This is a genomic window from Ignatzschineria sp. 22MB058224, from assembly GCF_058188435.1.
Genome location: NZ_CP187366.1, coordinates 938,109 through 956,390 on the forward strand (window position 1 = coordinate 938,109; position 18,282 = coordinate 956,390).

18 protein-coding genes, 2 tRNA genes and 1 other RNA gene are annotated in these 18,282 nt (G+C 38.1%); 8 read left to right on the forward strand and 13 right to left on the reverse strand.

Going from position 1 to position 18,282, the window contains the following annotated elements:
* Positions 1 to 151: 151 nt before the first annotated feature.
* The gene (gene ppa / locus ACPF7B_RS03945; RefSeq protein WP_490506334.1) at positions 152 to 697 is read left to right on the forward strand and encodes an inorganic diphosphatase; all 546 of its coding nucleotides are present in this window, start codon (positions 152 to 154) and stop codon (positions 695 to 697) included.
* A 176-nt stretch (positions 698 to 873) separates the two neighbouring features.
* Here the strand turns inward: ppa and ACPF7B_RS03950 are convergent, their stop codons facing one another.
* The 13 genes from ACPF7B_RS03950 to fur form a co-directional block, all read right to left on the reverse strand.
* Positions 874 to 1,215 (reverse strand): histidine triad nucleotide-binding protein, encoded by a 342-nt coding sequence (locus tag ACPF7B_RS03950; protein ID WP_490506335.1) that lies wholly within the window; start codon positions 1,213 to 1,215, stop codon positions 874 to 876.
* A gap of 8 nt (positions 1,216 to 1,223) precedes the next feature.
* Positions 1,224 to 1,817, reverse strand: coding sequence for a recombination mediator RecR (gene recR / locus ACPF7B_RS03955; protein ID WP_490506336.1), 594 nt, complete (start codon positions 1,815 to 1,817; stop codon positions 1,224 to 1,226).
* Between the two features lie 15 nt (positions 1,818 to 1,832).
* Positions 1,833 to 2,162, reverse strand: coding sequence for a YbaB/EbfC family nucleoid-associated protein (locus ACPF7B_RS03960; protein WP_490506337.1), 330 nt, complete (start codon positions 2,160 to 2,162; stop codon positions 1,833 to 1,835).
* Positions 2,163 to 2,244: 82 nt separating this feature from the next.
* On the reverse strand, positions 2,245 to 4,638 hold the full coding sequence (gene dnaX / locus ACPF7B_RS03965; protein ID WP_490506338.1) for a DNA polymerase III subunit gamma/tau: 2,394 nt from the start codon (positions 4,636 to 4,638) through the stop codon (positions 2,245 to 2,247).
* Between the two features lie 54 nt (positions 4,639 to 4,692).
* Positions 4,693 to 4,789, reverse strand: an RNA gene (gene ffs / locus ACPF7B_RS03970) — signal recognition particle sRNA small type.
* A 26-nt stretch (positions 4,790 to 4,815) separates the two neighbouring features.
* A tRNA-Cys gene (locus ACPF7B_RS03975) sits at positions 4,816 to 4,889 on the reverse strand.
* Positions 4,890 to 4,895: 6 nt separating this feature from the next.
* A tRNA-Gly gene (locus tag ACPF7B_RS03980) sits at positions 4,896 to 4,971 on the reverse strand.
* A gap of 68 nt (positions 4,972 to 5,039) precedes the next feature.
* A complete protein-coding gene (locus ACPF7B_RS03985; protein WP_490506339.1) occupies positions 5,040 to 5,327 on the reverse strand; it encodes an STAS domain-containing protein in 288 nt (95 codons plus the stop codon).
* Between the two features lie 83 nt (positions 5,328 to 5,410).
* Positions 5,411 to 6,022, reverse strand: coding sequence for an MlaC/ttg2D family ABC transporter substrate-binding protein (locus tag ACPF7B_RS03990; RefSeq protein ID WP_490506340.1), 612 nt, complete (start codon positions 6,020 to 6,022; stop codon positions 5,411 to 5,413).
* Positions 6,023 to 6,082: 60 nt separating this feature from the next.
* A complete protein-coding gene (gene murB / locus ACPF7B_RS03995; protein ID WP_490506341.1) occupies positions 6,083 to 7,093 on the reverse strand; it encodes a UDP-N-acetylmuramate dehydrogenase in 1,011 nt (336 codons plus the stop codon).
* Positions 7,094 to 7,177: 84 nt separating this feature from the next.
* Positions 7,178 to 9,091: a peptidylprolyl isomerase gene (locus tag ACPF7B_RS04000; RefSeq protein ID WP_490506342.1), complete on the reverse strand. Its 1,914-nt coding sequence runs from the start codon at positions 9,089 to 9,091 to the stop codon at positions 7,178 to 7,180.
* Positions 9,092 to 9,251: 160 nt separating this feature from the next.
* Positions 9,252 to 10,865: an ArnT family glycosyltransferase gene (locus ACPF7B_RS04005; RefSeq protein ID WP_490506343.1), complete on the reverse strand. Its 1,614-nt coding sequence runs from the start codon at positions 10,863 to 10,865 to the stop codon at positions 9,252 to 9,254.
* Positions 10,850 to 11,272, reverse strand: coding sequence for a ferric iron uptake transcriptional regulator (fur, locus tag ACPF7B_RS04010; protein ID WP_490506344.1), 423 nt, complete (start codon positions 11,270 to 11,272; stop codon positions 10,850 to 10,852). The genes ACPF7B_RS04005 and fur overlap by 16 nt, the downstream gene beginning before the upstream one ends.
* A gap of 226 nt (positions 11,273 to 11,498) precedes the next feature.
* On the opposite strand from fur, the gene ACPF7B_RS04015 reads away from it, so the two are divergent.
* The 7 genes from ACPF7B_RS04015 to petA all read left to right on the forward strand — a co-directional run bounded on the left by ACPF7B_RS04015 (position 11,499) and on the right by petA (position 18,282).
* Positions 11,499 to 12,551 carry a class 1 fructose-bisphosphatase gene (locus tag ACPF7B_RS04015; protein ID WP_490506345.1) on the forward strand — a complete coding sequence of 351 codons (1,053 nt, stop codon included), beginning with the start codon at positions 11,499 to 11,501 and terminating at the stop codon, positions 12,549 to 12,551.
* 166 nt (positions 12,552 to 12,717) lie between these two features.
* Positions 12,718 to 13,263, forward strand: a complete 546-nt coding sequence (locus ACPF7B_RS04020) for a TRAP transporter small permease subunit (protein WP_490506346.1) — start codon at positions 12,718 to 12,720, stop codon at positions 13,261 to 13,263.
* Positions 13,257 to 14,672 carry a TRAP transporter large permease gene (locus ACPF7B_RS04025; protein WP_490506347.1) on the forward strand — a complete coding sequence of 472 codons (1,416 nt, stop codon included), beginning with the start codon at positions 13,257 to 13,259 and terminating at the stop codon, positions 14,670 to 14,672. Before ACPF7B_RS04020 ends, ACPF7B_RS04025 begins: the two co-directional genes overlap by 7 nt.
* A 56-nt stretch (positions 14,673 to 14,728) precedes the next feature.
* Entirely contained in the window at positions 14,729 to 15,826 is a 1,098-nt protein-coding gene (locus ACPF7B_RS04030; protein WP_490506348.1) for a TRAP transporter substrate-binding protein, read from the forward strand.
* A gap of 75 nt (positions 15,827 to 15,901) precedes the next feature.
* Entirely contained in the window at positions 15,902 to 17,002 is a 1,101-nt protein-coding gene (locus ACPF7B_RS04035; protein ID WP_490506349.1) for a TRAP transporter substrate-binding protein, read from the forward strand.
* An 80-nt stretch (positions 17,003 to 17,082) separates the two neighbouring features.
* Entirely contained in the window at positions 17,083 to 17,649 is a 567-nt protein-coding gene (gene efp / locus ACPF7B_RS04040; RefSeq protein WP_490506350.1) for an elongation factor P, read from the forward strand.
* A 33-nt stretch (positions 17,650 to 17,682) separates the two neighbouring features.
* On the forward strand, positions 17,683 to 18,282 hold the full coding sequence (petA, locus tag ACPF7B_RS04045) for a ubiquinol-cytochrome c reductase iron-sulfur subunit (protein WP_490506351.1): 600 nt from the start codon (positions 17,683 to 17,685) through the stop codon (positions 18,280 to 18,282).

Consider the following 18,282-nt stretch of genomic DNA (forward strand, 5'->3'; position numbering starts at 1 on the left):
CTATTCGTATAATCCTATCAAAATTGCGTACTTTTTGCAGTTAAAATACGATTAGAATATAAAATATGTATAATTGAAAATCTATTTATCTCTATTTCTAAAACACTGATTAAAAGTGTTTCATTCAATAAATTTATAAAGAGGCGAAATTATGAGCTATTCGAAAGTGCCTGCGGCAAATGATTTAGCAAAAATCACAGAAGATTTTAACTGCGTAATTGAAATTCCTGCGCAATCAGATCCTGTGAAATATGAAGTTGATCACGATACAGACCTTATCTGGGTTGATCGTTTTGTAGGGACCAATATGCGTTATCCTGCAAACTATGGTTTTATTCCTAATACGCTTTGTGATGATGGCGATCCGTTAGACGTCTTAGTAATTACTCCATTCCCACTTATTCATGGTTCAGTCGTTCGTTGTCGTCCACTTGGCGTTCTTAATATGACAGATGAATCTGGCGGCGATGCAAAATTAGTAGCAGTTCCTGTGAGCAAACTTTGCCCAATGTATGATGAAATCCAAGAGCTAAGCGATCTTCCAAAATTATTAGTAGATCAAATTGAATTTTTCTTCCAAAACTATAAGGGTTTAGAAAAAGGCAAATGGGTTAAACTTGCAGGATATGGCGATAAAAAAGCCGCTGAGCAAGAGATCATAAACTCATTAGAACTCTTCAATCGTCAACATATCTAATCTTAAAATAGATATTAGTTATCATTTCAAATATTTTAGAAAAGCTATCCTTAGTCGATAGCTTTTTTCTTGGTCCAATGTTCTACAAGACGCAATCCCTAAAACTCAATAACAATAAAAAAACCTAAACCGAAAAAACGATTTAGGTTTTAAAATATAAAACTTGTGACTAATGACTAACCTGGCGGCCATGTTAGTTTACGACCAGCTAAAAGATGAAGATGGATATGATTTACTGTTTGCCCACCATCTTCATTACAATTGAAAATTGTACGGTAACCATCTTCTGCAAATCCTTGCTCTTTCGCAATTTTTTGGGCTGCTAAAAAGAGTTTTCCCATCAATGCAGCATCCTCTTCTTGAAGATCGTTAAGCGTTGGGATCTCTTTTTTTGGGATCACTAAAATATGTACCGGTGCTTGCGGCGCAACATCTTCAAATGCTAATACATCTGCATCTTCATAAACGATTTTTGCTGGAATCTCTTTACGAATAATTTTACTAAAAATTGTACTCATTTAACCTCCTAATAACTTTTTCGCGCTGAAAAAGCATGGGATAGAGTGCCACCATCTAAATACTCTAATTCCCCACCTAATGGAATACCGTGGGCAATGCGACTAACCTCAATATTATATTGTTTTGCCATTTCGGCAATATAATGTGCTGTCGCTTCCCCTTCAACAGTGGAATTAGTTGCCAAAATAACCTCTTTAATCAACCCTAACTGAAAGCGAGATTCAAGGAGATCTAATCCTAACTCTTCAGGGCCTATACCATCTAATGGCGATAATCGTCCAAAAAGCACAAAATATCGACCTTTATAAGTGACATTTTGTTGAAGAGCAAATACATCAACAGGATTTTCAACAATACAAAGTAGCGCGTCATCCCGTGATTTATCTTGGCAATCCTCACAAATAGCACTATCCGTTAAGTTACGACAAACCTCACATTTCTGAATAGTTTGTAATGCGTGAGTTAATGATTGACTAATACGCTCTGCACCTTTCGGGTTACGCTCAATCAAGAAAAGCGCCATACGAAGAGCGCTTTTTTGACCAACCCCCGGAAGGATGCGCAAAGCGTCAACCACATTTTGTAAGGATTTTGGATACATAGTCTTTTTAATTCCTTAGAAACCAGGAATCTTCATACCAGCGGGTAATCCAAGACCACCAGTGACTTCAGCCATTCTCTCTGCAGATGTTTTTTCTACTTTTGTTAATGCATCATTAAACGCAGCACCCAAAAGATCTTCTAACATCTCTTTATCATCAGACATTAATGAATCATCAATACGGATTGAACGAACAACATGGCGGCAACTCATTTCAATCTTCACAAGGCCTGCACCCGATTCACCAACCACATTCACATCACCTAGTGCTTCTTGTGCCTTTTCCATCTCTTTTTGCATTTTCTGGGCTTTTTGCATCATCCCAGCGATTCCACCTTTAAACATTTATAAGGTCTCCTTCGTAATAATGTAATGACTCTATGTCATTTATGAATAATTTTAAAACATTTAACTAAAATAGTTTAATCTAACCTTCTCGAGGTTTCAAAGTTTTCTCAAGTAAAACTGCCCCAAATGAATTCTCTAAATATTGTACAACTTCATCATCTCTAAAAGCTTGAGCGGCTTCTTCCTGTCGCTCTTCATCCAATCTTTCTGTTCGATCATGCAAACTCTCGTCTGAGAGCGCTTCAACATATTCAATCCGACAATGAATTTTTGTTTCAAGTTTTGCGGATATTGCCATAGCTAAACGCGTTTCCGCTTCATCGATTCTGAAATCTTGAACAGATAATGGGCGCTCAAGCACAAGCTGTTGATCATCAAAGCTTTTAAAAACAAGACTATGCGCAATACCAGATAGAACACTCTCTAACGAAAGACCAGAAACCAATGCTAACCACTCTTCATTATTAGTCAGTGAAATAGGATGAGAATCTGCTAATACTTTTATCTCCGGAAGACCTGTATTCGATGACTCATCCGTGACTGAGCTTTCATTCTCATCATTCAACGCAGATATATCTTGTTCAAATAACCCCTGAGAGATATTATCAGTCTCACGATTTAAGTCTCTTCGAGTTTCATTGAAACTATTCTCTACACGATCTTGATTTTCAATCAAACTTGTCAATGATGAAATAAAATCTGGGCTCAATGAACTTTCAAAATCTAATTCTTTCGAGGACAGGGACGAATCTTCCTTCCTCTCGATCTGTTCTCTGGCATAACAATTTTCTGGGGTATTAACCTCAGACTGCCTGCTAATCTCTTTTCCTTCAGATGCAGCATTATTTTTAAAATTACTATTTTCAGTGCATTCAAAACCGATAGATGTCTCTTCAAGTGATAGAGCCTCCGAACGGTATTGGCTCTGACCTGATCGTGCATTTCCTGCTACATTACTTGTTCTATCATATCCATCATCCGTAATATGAGGCTCTACAACAAACGTCTCTAAACGCTCATCAGCATTACTAATGACTTCATCGACTATCCATGGAACAGCTGTATCTAGCTGCTCACTAACCTGTAATTCCTCTGTTAAATCAGGTTCTGGAAGAATTTCCGACACAACCACCTTTTCATTACTACCTGAGGGAGCTAGATGATCTACAACAGCGTTACTTTGTAATTCACTCTCATCCTTCGTCGACAAAGGCATATCATCAGATACTACGGGTTCAGACTCAAATTGAGATATTTCAATCTCGGGCGGTATTACCTCATTTTTTTTTTCAATACTCTGTTGATCAATTTCTACAAAACTTGGTGCTATTTCTGTCGAGAAGGATGATACAACTGATTTCGATGAAAAATTATCGTCTGATTCTAATGACAAGGGCGCTGTGGGTGAAAATAAAACCATTCGTAATAATGTCATTTCAAAACCAACCTCAGCATTAGGATGATTTTGTAGATCTTTACGACCATTCAGTGCCACTTGATAAAAAAGTTGCAGATCTTCAGCTGTAAACAGCATTGCTAATTTTTGAAAAGCAATGGATTCACTAACTGCAAAATCTGGTGCTAATTGCAACATTGCCAAACGATGAAATGCATCAATCAACGCCTCTAAAAAACGTGAATAATCTATTCCATTGGATTGAATACTTTTGAATGTTTCAATTACATTATGCGTATTTTTACTAGCGAGCGCTTCTAGTAGATGTTCTAAGTATTGCGTATCTATTAAACCCAACATTTCATGAGTTTGAGCATAATTTACATTTTGTCCACTATAAGCAATTGCTTGATCAAGTAACGATAAAGAATCTCGCATACTACCGTCACCTGCATGCGCTATAAGCTTTAATGCTTCAAGTTCAAAGGGGATTTTTTCTGTCTCTAAGATATGCACTAGTTGTTGAGAAATATCTTGATCAGAAATACGTTTTAATTGAAAGCGCAAGCAACGCGAAAGCACTGTAACCGGTAGCTTTTGCGGATCTGTTGTTGCAAGTAGAAATTTAACATGCTCAGGGGGCTCTTCTAACGTTTTAAGTAGTGCATTAAAGCTACTGTTAGATAACATATGCACTTCATCGATTAGATAGATCTTATATCGGCCTCTCGTTGGGGCATATTGAACATTGTCGAGGATTTCTCGAGTATCTTCCACTCGTGTACGAGATGCTGCATCAATCTCAATCAAATCAACAAATCGCCCAGCATCAACCTCCTTGCAGATAGAACACTCACCACAAGGCTGTGACGAGATGCCCTGCTCACAGTTTAAGGACTTTGCAAAAATACGTGCAAGTGTAGTTTTACCGACACCTCTAGTACCAGTAAATAAAAATGCGTGATGGAGACGATTATTATCTAACCCATTCGAAAGCGCCTTAACCACATGGGGTTGCCCAATGACTTCATTAAAGGTTCGAGGACGCCATTTTAATGCAAGAACTTGCTGAGTCATGGATATCACTTATTCCATTTGTTAAGATGATGGGATTTTAAGTATGGAGATGACCCGTATTAGCCGACCCATAACACATGAAAGTCTTGCTAGTGCTGCTTCCTTCCGGACCTGACACGGTTCACAATAGTTCATTGTTAGGAAACCAATACAGGCCACCATAAAAAGGCCATAATTTGGAGGCTGGAGCCAGAATCGAACTGGCGTCTACGGATTTGCAATCCGCTGCATAACCATTTTGCTATCCAGCCTTAATTTGGAGCGGGAAACGAGACTCGAACTCGCGACCCCGACCTTGGCAAGGTCGTGCTCTACCAACTGAGCTATTCCCGCTAAGTGAAGATAGGTATTATAGCTTGTAGATTTACTGAGTCAACAAATCGATTACTATTTGCACAAACCTAAAGAAAAAGTAATTTCACTTGATATAGATCGAGCAATTTTTCAAGATTTTCTGGAAATTTATGGATCTTTAGAGCTCTATTTTCACGTTTAATTTCCACCAAAAGCGCAATTAATGCACTATCACACTCCACTAGACGTTCTAACGAGATATGATCTGGAATCATTGTTTTCAAAAGCGGTTTAATAACTTTCCAATGCTCAGGAATAGTGAATTTATCATATACCCCTTCTAAATAGTAAGTTTTGCTCGCTTTATCAATTGATACACAATTATGGTTTTGCATATATCCCTATCTACTTTATTCTTAAGGGAGAATCATCAGTCATTAAATTAATCCTAACCGATGATACTTTTTTAACTAAAAAATTACTGATTTTTACTCTTCAAAGTATTGATCATTCCATCAACACCATTTCTACTCACTAACTCACGAATTTCAGAACGATAGTTGGCAACAATACTTACACCTTCTACCGAAACATCGTACACCATCCAACGTGTTCCCGATTTAATCATCGAATAGTTAATTGCAATTGGTGGACGATCTTTAGAGATAATTTCAGAGCGTACTGTTACTTCATCGCCTTTCACTGCACTCGGTGGAAGTGGCAACACATTGAGTACTTCATCACTATAATCTAATAAAACACCAGCGTAAGTATTGATTAATAGTTTTTTAAATTCCGCTGTAAACTGCTCTCTTTGAACAGGTGTCGCATTGCGCCATGATCGCCCCATAACCCATTGGGAAATGGTTCCAAAATCAAAACGTGGGACTAAGATTTTCTCAACAATACCATAAACTTTATTAGGGTCTTTTTTAAGAACGACCTTCTCTTTTTTCAAAGTTGCAAATAATTGATCAGAAGTATTTTTAATAACACTTACTGGATCCTCTTGTGCATTTACTTGTTGAAACAGCGACATTATCGCCACAAAAAAACTAAACAGAAATATTTTCTTAAAATGATATTTCATTATTCAATCCTATATTAATGAACAAATTCTGTGCCATTATACCCTAAAAATGAGCAAAAATTACAAGATTAATGGTTCCGGCTCTAAATCAATTGCAAATTTTGATTGCACAATTGATTGTACTTTTTGGGCATAATTCCATAACTCACCACCCGTTGCCCCACCATAATTTACTAATACTAACGCCTGATTAATATGCATTCCAACATTACCTTCGCGCACCCCTTTCAGCCCGGCAAGATCAATCAATTGTCCAGCCGCTAACTTGACACGATTTTCAGAAAAAGGGTAAGTCACTAAATTGGGATGTTGGTGTTTTAGCTGTTCTGCCTTCTCCTTTAAGACAATAGGATTTTTAAAAAAACTTCCCGAGTTCCCCAGGATTTTGGGATCAGGCAATTTCTGAGAACGAATATCCACCACAGCAGCTAAAATATCACTTGGAGAAAGTCTGTCAATATCCCGACCTTTCGCGACAAAATAATCTTTAAGCGCTTTATAAGTCACGGTGATATTTGGCACTTTAGAAAGATTAAAAGTCACCGAAAGTATTAGATAGCGATTTGCATTTTCCTTGAAAAAGCTATGCCTATAACCAAAATTACACATTTCATTAGTAAAATAGACTACTTTTTCAGCCGCTATATCATAAACTTCAACCTGCTCAATATACTGCTTAATCTCCATTCCATAAGCACCAATATTTTGTACAGGGGCCGCACCAACACTTCCTGGAATAAGCGCTAAATATTCAAGTCCATAATAACCACACCTACTCATTTGGCACACAAAATCATGCCAAACCTCACCCGCCATAGCTTTTATCAATACAGTATGATCATTTTCTGCAAGAATCATCATACCTTTTAATCGATTATGAACTACCGTACCCACAAAATTTTCTGTAAATAGAATGTTACTTCCTCCTCCTAAAAATAAGTGCGGCGTTGGTAAATCATTCATTTGTGTAAGCGACTTAATATTATCCAATGTTACAAAATAGCGACTTACAACATCAACCCCAAATGTATTGAGTGTTACTAATGGGTAATTTTCTTTTAAAACCATCATAAAACCTTGACTATTTTTCATTAGATATAATAAACGGAGGATGATATTACTACCAACCTCCGCTACTTTCTAAAGAACAACTATTTATTCAAAAAAACCATTATTATACAGTTTTACATCACTATTATTTAATATATAGAGTAATAATGCTTGGTATTCGTACCCTGCTTCTAAACCTTGAAGATAGCTTGCAATTTGCGACTGCGCTTCATCAGGAAGATCTTTAATGTCACCTTTTTTAATATTTTTAGTCACAACAAGTACTAAGTTACCATCAATATCTTCCATCGTCACTTCTGGCTTATCTGTTGCAATCGTTTGAACCTTTTGAAATGCGTTATTGATAGCATACTGTTCAGCTGGTTTTGCAGGCAAGTTTCCAATTGAGCTAATTGCTAAATCATTATATTGATTATAAGCAAAACCCATTTGCTCAAACTTATCCTGAAGATTTTGAAAATCACCAGCTTCGAGCATTGCATTCACTCGGTTGGTAATCTCAGTTTTGGCTTTATTTTTTGCTAATTCTGCACGAATCTCATCAAAACTCTCTTCAACACTTTTTTGGCGCGAATTGTCTTTTTCTAAAACTCGAACAATCATTGCATGATGGTCTTCATCATTAAAGGCAAATGGTAAGGAGTTTTTCTGATTATCTAGTACATCACTTGTATTAAGAGCACTCCATACTGTTGGATTCGCAATAAATCCTTCTGGTTGATCAATACTCAGCCATGCTGTTTCCTTCAGCGGAACATTGATATCTTGTGCAATTTCAGCAAGTGATTCCGTATACGTTTCAGCTAACTGTTGCATTCTTGCTTCTTTTTCGAGATAAAAATCCTTCATCTCCTTATCTTTTAAGCTCGCAATAGCCGCTTTTTTGAGCTCATCTTCCGAGTCATACGGTGATATTATTGCTATCAGATGCAGTAAATGCACCTCACCATCAGTTGCAAATGGTTCTGAATATGAATCTGCATCCGTCAATGCAAACAATGCATCATCAAATTCAGGAATACCCGCAGCGCCATACCTAAAATTTCCATTTTTGTTGTAATACGCATTATCAACATCTGCAATTTTTGCTTTTGCCTCATCAAAAGTAATTTCGCCGGCAACAAGTTTAGATCGCAATTCTGATAAAATATTTAATGCAGTCTCTTTCTCTGCTTCATTAGTATATTCGATTGTAAACTGCTCGGAAGAACGTTGTTCATTTGCTTTTTTAAGCTGCTCCATTTCGGCAATAACTGCCTCATTATCTGGCTGCGCGATATCAGCAGCCCCCAAAATTTCTGGAGTCAATTCAAGATATTGCACCTTAATTCGATTAGGAGTGACATAGAGATTTTTATTCGCTTCAAAATGTTCATTTACAGCTTCAGGCGTAATATCAATTTTTGGAAGATCATTTAGGTAATTATATGAAGCAACGGTGATATCACGTGTTTGACCTAAAATAGCGACTTCTTCTATAACTGCTTTACTTGGTACAAATGCCGAATTAATCAACGCTTCACGCACTAATTGATTTTGCACATCTCGGCGCACAGCATTTTCAAACGTTTCGATGTTATAACCTGAATAAAAAAGTGCCGTTTTATAGGTTTCTTGATCAAAGACACCATCTTTTTGGAATGCTGGAATATTCACAATCTCTTCAGCAACTGCTCTATCTGATGCACGAATACTCCAATCATTCACTTGATTATCTAACGCTCTTCGCTCTATCAAATCTCTGCGAGCAATCAGCTTCAACTGATGCTGAATCTCTTCTGTCACTTCCCCATTTTGAGCATTAGCATTTAATAATTGTTGATATTGTGCTTCAACTTCCTGAAGCGTAACTTTACTACCATTAACGCTTGCTATTGTATCAGCACTTGGACCACTAAAAATTTGAGTCCCACCAATACCCGCTAAAGATACACCAACCCCAACGAGTAATATCTTTGCCCACAAACTATTGGCATGATCGCGAATGAATTGCATCATAATTAAAGCTTATCCTTTTACCTAACCCTTCAAATACATCAAGAGTAAAAAATTAATAAATTATATAGTGATACTTCTAATAAATTGTCAGAAGTATAACGCATTTTATATTATGAAATAAACATAAAACAGTAACCACTTAAATTTAGTCATAAAACATTTATTTAAAAAGCAAAAGCGCCTCACTATTATTCTGATACAGATCCAACAGTGTTCTAGCTTTTACAATAATTAAATATCGACCTCTAAATGGTTGCCAATACTCCAGCGCCTGATCACTTACTTCAGATAAATCAGTCACATACAAAATAACTCGCGAATCAGGTGCGATTTCTACCAAATTTTCTAATCCAATAAGAGAGTTAATCTCCACGATTTTATCACGCAATCGCCCCTCAAAATGTAAATGTCCACGATAAGCATCCTGATGAGCAACAGTGATCCCTTTACTCTGATACCAAGAGACTCGTTCTCCTACTGGTTTAAGATCATAAAAATCGGTTGCAACACGTACTACGCCAAAATTAATTGAAAGCGTTAAAGCAACACTCATTAAAGCGAGCGTCATTATACGAGTATTTGCAGCATTCAAGAAGAAAGTAATACTGAAAAGTAATAAACCAGCCCCCCAAAATGGGGAAATATCCCCTACCCAACTTGGTAAACCCCAGACAAGATATGTTTTAGGGATTACGATCAATAATCCCCCAATCATCGCAACCACTAATGTGATCAGAAAAATATCCTTTCTTGAGCTTGCACCGGAACGATAAATACGTGCAATAACCAATCCTAAAGCAGGATAAAGTGGCAATAATGCATCTAAAGAAGTTAAAGACAACACTCCTAAAATTAAAATCAGCGCCCCCATCCATAAAACAACAAATCGGAATGAATCATCCCATTCCATCTCTCTATATTGACGATAAATTTTAAGCCAAAAAAGCCATGGAAATAGAATAACAATAAGGTTTATGAGATAAATATAGAATGGCGTTGAGCTATTCAAAGCTCTCAAAATAAAGGATAGACCTAGAGCATCACTAAAACTAAATCCTAAAAGAGTAGATATCCAATATGCCCATATACAAAATCCTAGCACTGCAATCAAAATGGAGATCACTCCACATACATAGATACTTTTCCAATATAGTTTATTCCAATAAGGCGCTAATGCAATAATCGGTAGTACAACCAATACAAACATTAATCCTGACGAGAAAATTCCAAGCAACAAACTAATAACAAAACCAATCCACCACACTTTTTGATTAAAACGCCAGACTCGAATCAAAAAGTTAATGGTTAACATTAAATAGAATGTAAAAAAGAGGTACTCGATACTTGCTGTGGCAAACATTGTCCACATCAAACTTCCAATCAAAACCAATGGTGCATTTGCACGAACTTCACGCCGATCTGGCCAAAGCTGATAAGCTGCCCAGGCTGTCAAGAAAAGTGTTCCAAGACTAAAAAAACTCGCGAACGCACGTAATGAAAACTCTGAAACCCCAAAGATATTCCAAACTGCATACCCAAGCCAATAATTAAGAGGATAGGTGCCGTGTTGGTATGTTTCATTAATATGGGGATAGAGCCAAAACCCACTAGTGTAATATTCCCAGATAATACCCGAAAAAAAGGTTTCTTGAAAAGGAATAAGCGGTCTAGAAAACCACGTTGAAAAAATAAGGATTAGCCAAACACTAATCCATATAAATGCATATCGACGAGTTGTAAACTCTTGCCGAAGAAATACTATTTTTCTCTGCATTTGGCACAGATACCGTGCAAAATTGTTCGCGCATCTGTGAGCTCATAGCCAAGCTCATCTGCAATTTGAGCCTGCTTTTCATGAATCTTTGCATGCGAAAACTCACCAATATGTCCACAATTAATACAGATTATATGGTCATGCTGATCACCATCATCTATTTCAAACATTGATTGTCCACCATCAAAGAAATGACGACGAACTAAACCAGCCTGTTCGAATTGAGTTAACACACGATAAACAGTCGCCAATCCTACCTCTTCACCAGAACTACTAAGCTGCATATAAATCTCTTCTGCAGTTAAGTGACAAACAGGTGTTGCAGCTGCTTTCGCTAAGATATCTAATATTTTGAGGCGCGGCAAAGTTACCTTTAAACCGGCATTTTTTAATTCTGTCGAACTCATAAATGTTATTTACTCCATGAATCTCATCGAATGAGGCATTTGGATTATCTAAACCATGAGTATACCCATAAACCCCAATTATTCCAAGCACTGAATGTGCGGCAAAATGGATCGTGATTACCTCTTGAAAACTACACATTTACTACAAAACACTTTTATAAGTGCAGTAAAAAGTATATTATAACCCCAATTTTTATATTCATAGATACTAAATGTGGAGATTTCAATGACTCACTTCGGCGTAACGCTCTCGCAATACATTATGGAGGAGCAACGACGCTTCCCACAAGCAACTGGCAACTTTACCTTACTTTTAAACGATATCGCCGTTTCATGCAAAATGATTGCAGCAGCAGTCCAAAAAGGTCAGCTTGCTAATATTCTAGGTGCAACAGATAATGAAAACTGCCAAGGTGAAACACAGCAAGTTTTAGATGTGATTGCCAATGACCTTTTCATCAAAAATAATGCTAAGCGTGGTCATGTTGCAGCAATGGCAAGTGAGGAAATGGATGAAGTCTATCCTATTCCTGATGGCAGTCCTCGTGGGAACTACTTACTTATCTTTGATCCACTTGATGGCTCGAGCAACATTGAAATAAATGGGCCTATCGGGACAATTTTTTCAATTTTAAAAACGGATAAACAGCACCCTACTGAAGAAGATTTCTTACAAGAAGGTGTTGAGCAAGTCTGCGCAGGCTATTGCCTGTATGGATCTGCCACTATGATGGTATTAACAATTGGTCATGGAACCCATGGATTTACACTTGATCCTGCAATTGGTGAGTTTATTTTAACACATCCAAATATGAAAATTCCGAGCTCAACCTCAGAATATGCGATCAATCAATCTAACCGTAACTTGTGGGAACCACCTGTCCGCCAATATATTGATGACTGCGACCTCGGCAAGGATGGTCCACGAGGGAAAAAATATACAATGCGTTGGGTGGGCGCTATGGTTATGGATGTCCATCGTCTTATTCTACGCGGCGGTGTTTTTGCTTACCCGATCGATAGCTCCCTGACTGAGAAAGGCGGGCGTTTACGTCTGATGTATGAAGCAAACCCAATGGCCTTTCTTGTAGAACAAGCGGGAGGTATTGCAACAACTGGTTATGAGCGAATTCTCAATATCACACCTCAGAAGCTACATCAACGCGTACCTGTCATTATGGGTTCACAAGAAGATATGACAATACTTCTTAATAACCACAAGGAATATGCAAAACATCAAGACCGAGCATTTTCTCACAAGTGTTCTCTCTATCAGTAGCGATTTAATCACAAGAAAACGACAAAATTTATAGTCTAAGAAAATATGATTGGCATTTATTATTAGATGAAGTAAATTGAGGAGTGCAGCGCTTTAATGCTGCATGTAACTTTAAATATTATTACATTCATCAATAACTTATAACGATAATTTATTTTTTTAGACTATGAAAATACTTCACAAAATCTCGCAAACAATCGATGCAATTAATTCTTTCTTAGGAAAAATTGCGATCGTTGCAATCTTTTTAGCAACACTCATCTCTGCGGGAAATGCGCTTTTTAGATACCTTTTTCACATGAGTTCAAACGGTATGTTAGAAAGCCAATGGTATCTATTTGCAGTCGTTTTTCTCCTTGCGTCGGGCTATACCTATCTAAAAGACCAACACATTCGGATAGATATTCTTTCCAACCGCTTTTCGCCAAAAGTGAAAGCGATTATGGAAATAATTGGTATTGTTTTCTTTCTTTTCCCGGCGTTCTCAATGCTTTTTTATCTCACAATTAGCCCTGCTATCAGCTCGTGGCAAATTTGGGAGATGTCCCCAAACCCCGGGGGGCTTCCTCGTGCTCCTATTAAAGCGTTACTCCCTATTGGAATGTTTTTCTTACTTCTCCAAGGGATTTCAGAACTATGCAAAGCGATCATCACTCTTCGCACGCTCTCTAACGATAACGCTAATAATTTGGAGTCACAGCAACAATGTTAGAATTTTTACCCCCATTAATGTTTATCGCCCTTATCCTATTTTTACTAAAGGGCTATCCCATCTCGTTTTCATTAGCTGCAATCGGACTCCTATTTTCTCTTATAGGTATATCTATTGGGCAACTTGATTTTGCACTGCTTGGCGCTCTTAGCGATCGTTTTTTCGGCATTATCAGCAATGAAACGCTACTCGCAATTCCCTTCTTTACCCTCATGGGGTTAGTGCTTGAACGCACTGGCATGGCCGAAGATCTTCTTAACACAATGGGCCAACTATTCGGTAAACTCCGTGGTGGGCTTGCATATTCTGTAATTTTCGTTGGTACGATGCTTGCCGCAACAACAGGCATCGTCTCTGCATCTGTTATTGCAATGGGGCTTATTTCTTTACCGATCATGCTACGTTATGGGTATTCTAAACGCATAGCATCTGGTGTAATAGCCGCATCTGGCACTTTAGCACAAATTGTTCCACCGAGTTTGGTACTCATTGTTTTAGGGGATCAGCTTGGCGTATCTATCGGCTCGATGTATAAAGCAGCACTGATTCCAAGTATGCTTTTGATTGGGGTTTATATCCTCTTTATTTTGGCTATGACCATCTTTAAACCAAATTCAATGCCGGCAATCCCTGATCATGAAAGAACCCTGTTTGGGTGGGATTTAGTAAAAAAAGTTGTCACTAGTGTTATTCCACCAGTTACCCTGATTTTTCTCGTTCTAGGAACGGTCTTTATGGGAATGGCAACCCCGACAGAAGCAGGTGCAATCGGTGCGGTTGGCGCAATGATATTAGCGATTATTCGCAAGTCCCTGACAAAAAAATTACTTTATGAAGCGCTCGATCAAAGTGTAAAAATCACGACATTTGTTGTCTTTATTATGATTGGCTCAATGTTCTTCTCATTAGCCTTTACAAGCTTAAATGGAGGGATTTGGATTGAAGGAATTTTAGGAAATCTTCCCGGAGGTGCCCTTGGTTTTATTATCGCAGTGAATGTTTTAATCTTCTTTGTTGCATTCTTCTTAGATTTCTTTGAAATTGCCCTAATTCTTGTCCCATTACTACTTCCTATCGCAACAGCATTAGGAATTGATCTAACATGGTTCGGGATTATTCTCGCGATGAATATGCAAACATCATTTATGCATCCACCATTTGGTTTCTCACTCTTCTATCTTAAATCGGTAGCACCTAAAGAGGTCTCGACAAAAGATATCTATTATGGAGCTATGCCATTTTTAATATTACAAATATTAATGGTCATCATTCTTATCGCCTTCCCTGACATTATCAAGTCAGAAAAAATTGAGAAATTTGAAGGAAGCGGCTCGGAGATCGAGTTTAATCTTGACGCAGGAGATTCCTTTGATTTTGATGACTTCGATGATTTTGGTGTTGATTTTTAATTAATTTTAAAAACTGATCCATACTTCATTGATGGATCAGTACAAGGAAAATAGCGATGAAACGAAGACAATTTATAACAAAAGCATCTGTTCTTGCGGGAGCGGGAATTAGCTCAGTAGCCCTTGCTAATAGTAGCCGAAAACCAAAGGTCAAATGGCGAATGACTACTAGCTTTCCTAAGAATCTAGATCTACTTTATGGCACATCGCAGAGGTTAGCAGATTCAATCTACGCTATGACTGACGGTGAATTTGAAATACAGGTTTTTGCGCCAGGTGAAATCGTTCCATCGACACAAGTGTTTGATGCAGTTCAAAATGGTACTGTTGAGATGGGGCACTCTACTTCTAATTACTATCATGGCAAGAATAAAGCGCTCTCTATCGATACATGTCTACCTTTTGGTCTCACTACGCGAATGCAAAATGCTTGGTATTACGCTGGGGGAGGCACAGAAGTTTTACGAGAACTTTTTGATAAATATAATATTGTCAATTTCCCAGGCGGAAACTCCAATACACAGATGGGCGGATGGTTCCGAAAAGAAGTTAAAACAGTCGATGATCTTAAAGGTCTTAAATTCCGTATCCCTGGATTTGGTGGAGAAATCTTTTCTCGATTAGGCGCAATCCCTCAAAATATCGCTGTCGGCGATATCTACTCTTCACTAGAGAAAGGAACCATTGATGCAACGGAATTTGTAGGGCCTTATGATGATCAAAAACTTGGACTACAACAGGTAGCGCCTTATTACTACACGCCAGGATTTTGGGAGGGTTCCGCTATGTTAACCTACTACGTTAACAAAGATGCATGGGAAACTTTATCCCCACAACACAAAGTAATTTTCGAACGTGCTGCGGCTGAATGTAACACGTGGATGGCCGCACAATACGATGCAAAAAGCCCTGAAGCCTTAGCAACCTTGATAAAGAATGGAGCAAAACTTCGTTCTTTCTCAAAAGAGATTTTGCAAGCAGCTTACAATGCTGCGCAAGAAATCTACGCCGAAGAAGCAGAAACAAATGAGGACTTCCGCCGAATCTATACTCACTGGAAAGATTTCCTCAATAAAGAATACCAATGGTTTAGAGTCAATGAGAATATATTCCAACAATTTATGTTCTCACAATTTCGTAAACAGAAACCGTAATTGATTTACCCCCCTCATATCTTCATCGGTAGATTTCGTTCTACACATCTACCAATTTAAAATGGAACCAATATTATGAAACGACGTGATTTTATAAAAAAAGCAAGCGCAACCGCTGCTATCACAGGATTAACCGCAACAACTATTGTTAAAGCAGAAGATAAGCCCCATATCAAATGGCGCTTGGCTGCCGGTTTTCCAAAAAATCTTAATATTCTTTTCGCAGCATCAACAATGCTATCAGAAAAAATTGCTAAGTTGACAGAAGGAAAGTTTGAAATTCAAGTCTTTGCTCCCGGTGAGATTGTCCCTGCAAATCAAGTGTTTGATGCGGTCTCTCAAGGTACGGTAGAACTTGGGCATACAGCTTCTTACTACTACCATGGTAAAAATAGCGCGCTCTCATTTGATACAGTCCTTCCATTTGGTATGAGTGCTCGTATGCAAAATGCATGGTTTTATGCCGGAGGAGGATTAGAGATCCTTCGCAAAGTATTTGCGCAATACAATATCATCAACTTCCCAGGGGGAAATACTACCGCACAAATGGGAGGATGGTTCCGCAAAGAGATCAAGACATTAGAGGATCTCAAAGGACTTAAATTTCGCATTCCTGGATTTGGAGGTGAAATATTATCACGCTTAGGTGTTATTCCACAAAGCATCCCAGCAAGTGATGTCTACTCTTCATTGGAGAAAGGCACCATTGATGCGGCTGAATTTGTGGGGCCTTATGATGATGAAAAACTAGGATTACAAACAGTTGCTCCATTTTACTATACTCCAGGATTTTGGGAAGGCTCTGCGACCACATCATTTTATGTTAATGATAAAAAATGGGCAGAACTACCTGAACTTTATAAAGAGATATTCGAAACTGTTTGTGCTGAAATTAATCAGTGGATGATTGCACAATATGATGCAAAAAATCCACCCGCACTTGCCACTTTAACCCAAAATGGTGCTAAACTCCGCTCATTCTCCAAAGAAATTTTAGAGGCTTCCTATGAGGTAGCTCAAGAAATCTATCAAGAAGAATCAGACAAAAATCCCGACTTTAAAATGGTTTATGATCATTGGAAATCTTTCTTAAACCAGGAGTATCAATGGTTTAGAATCAATGAGAATATTTTTCAAAGTTTTATGTCCGCTCAAATTCGTAAGCAAAATAGGTAAGATGTAAGCTGAATTTAAAACGGAGTTCGGGTATAATCTGCAAAGAAAATTTTTATTATCGATAAAATAGTGATTAAAAAATGGCTACATATACAACAAATCAATTCAAAAGTGGTTTAAAAATTATGCTTGATGGGGATCCTTGCTCCATTATTGAAAATGAAATGGTTAAACCTGGGAAAGGTCAAGCATTCAATCGTGTTAAAATTCGTAATCTCAAAACTGGACGTGTCATTGAAAAAACATTCCGTTCAGGTGAGTCTGTTGAAGGTGCAGATGTCATTGATGTGGAATTACAGTACCTCTATAATGATGGCGAATTTTGGCACTTCATGAATCCTGAAACATTCGACCAAGTCGCGGCTAGCGCAAGTGCAGTTGAAGAAGCTCAAAAATGGTTGATGGAACAAGATATGTGTACAGTTACGCTCTATAACGGCGCACCGTTAACTGTAACACCTCCTAATTTTATCGAGATGAAAATTGTAGAAACGGATCCAGGCCTAAAAGGCGATACAGCGGGAACTGGTGGTAAGCCAGCGACATTAGAATCTGGCGCTGTAGTTCGTGTTCCTCTATTCGTACAAATTGGTGAAGTAATTAAAGTCGATACACGTACTGGCGAATATGTATCACGTGTAAAATAGCAGAAGTAATATTTTTTAATGGAGACGAAGAACATGAGTTCGGAGAATGTTAATCACAAAAGGAGACGTGTCTTAAGTTATGCAACTGTCGCAGTTGCAGCTTTCGGTGCTGGTTTCCTTGGAGTACCTTTTGTAAAATCATGGATGCCGAGTCAACGTGCTAAAAGTGCTGGAGCACCTGTTGAGGTAGATTTATCAAAACTTTCACCGGGTGAATTACTACGTGTTGAATGGCAAGGAAAACCTGTTTGGGTGCTTAATCGGACAGAAGCGATGTTAGAACGCCTAGCAACCGCACCTCCTGATGCGTTAGTTGACCCAAATTCTAAAAGCGATCAACAGCCCCCATACGCCCAAAATGAGTTCCGTTCTATTAAACCGGAATACTTAATTCTTGTAGGGATTTGTACACACTTAGGTTGCTCACCTACATTTAGACCAGAAGTTGCTCCAGCAGATTTAGGTCCAAATTGGCGAGGTGGCTTCTTCTGTGCATGCCATGGTTCTCGTTTCGACTTAGCTGGTCGTGTATTTAAGAACTTACCTGCACCGATTAACCTACTTGTTCCGGATCATTACTACAAAACAGATAGTTCTATCATTATCGGTACTAGCGGGGAGGGTGTTGCATAA

Coding starts and splice junctions, on each gene's coding strand:
- ppa (WP_490506334.1), top strand. CDS start 152: ATGAGCTATTCGAAAGTGCCTGCGGCAAATGATTTAGCAAAAATCACA.
- ACPF7B_RS03950 (WP_490506335.1), bottom strand. CDS start 1,215: ATGAGTACAATTTTTAGTAAAATTATTCGTAAAGAGATTCCAGCAAAA.
- recR (WP_490506336.1), bottom strand. CDS start 1,817: ATGTATCCAAAATCCTTACAAAATGTGGTTGACGCTTTGCGCATCCTT.
- ACPF7B_RS03960 (WP_490506337.1), bottom strand. CDS start 2,162: ATGTTTAAAGGTGGAATCGCTGGGATGATGCAAAAAGCCCAGAAAATG.
- dnaX (WP_490506338.1), bottom strand. CDS start 4,638: ATGACTCAGCAAGTTCTTGCATTAAAATGGCGTCCTCGAACCTTTAAT.
- ACPF7B_RS03985 (WP_490506339.1), bottom strand. CDS start 5,327: ATGCAAAACCATAATTGTGTATCAATTGATAAAGCGAGCAAAACTTAC.
- ACPF7B_RS03990 (WP_490506340.1), bottom strand. CDS start 6,022: ATGAAATATCATTTTAAGAAAATATTTCTGTTTAGTTTTTTTGTGGCG.
- murB (WP_490506341.1), bottom strand. CDS start 7,093: ATGATGGTTTTAAAAGAAAATTACCCATTAGTAACACTCAATACATTT.
- ACPF7B_RS04000 (WP_490506342.1), bottom strand. CDS start 9,091: ATGATGCAATTCATTCGCGATCATGCCAATAGTTTGTGGGCAAAGATA.
- ACPF7B_RS04005 (WP_490506343.1), bottom strand. CDS start 10,865: ATGCAGAGAAAAATAGTATTTCTTCGGCAAGAGTTTACAACTCGTCGA.
- fur (WP_490506344.1), bottom strand. CDS start 11,272: ATGAGTTCGACAGAATTAAAAAATGCCGGTTTAAAGGTAACTTTGCCG.
- ACPF7B_RS04015 (WP_490506345.1), top strand. CDS start 11,499: ATGACTCACTTCGGCGTAACGCTCTCGCAATACATTATGGAGGAGCAA.
- ACPF7B_RS04020 (WP_490506346.1), top strand. CDS start 12,718: ATGAAAATACTTCACAAAATCTCGCAAACAATCGATGCAATTAATTCT.
- ACPF7B_RS04025 (WP_490506347.1), top strand. CDS start 13,257: ATGTTAGAATTTTTACCCCCATTAATGTTTATCGCCCTTATCCTATTT.
- ACPF7B_RS04030 (WP_490506348.1), top strand. CDS start 14,729: ATGAAACGAAGACAATTTATAACAAAAGCATCTGTTCTTGCGGGAGCG.
- ACPF7B_RS04035 (WP_490506349.1), top strand. CDS start 15,902: ATGAAACGACGTGATTTTATAAAAAAAGCAAGCGCAACCGCTGCTATC.
- efp (WP_490506350.1), top strand. CDS start 17,083: ATGGCTACATATACAACAAATCAATTCAAAAGTGGTTTAAAAATTATG.
- petA (WP_490506351.1), top strand. CDS start 17,683: ATGAGTTCGGAGAATGTTAATCACAAAAGGAGACGTGTCTTAAGTTAT.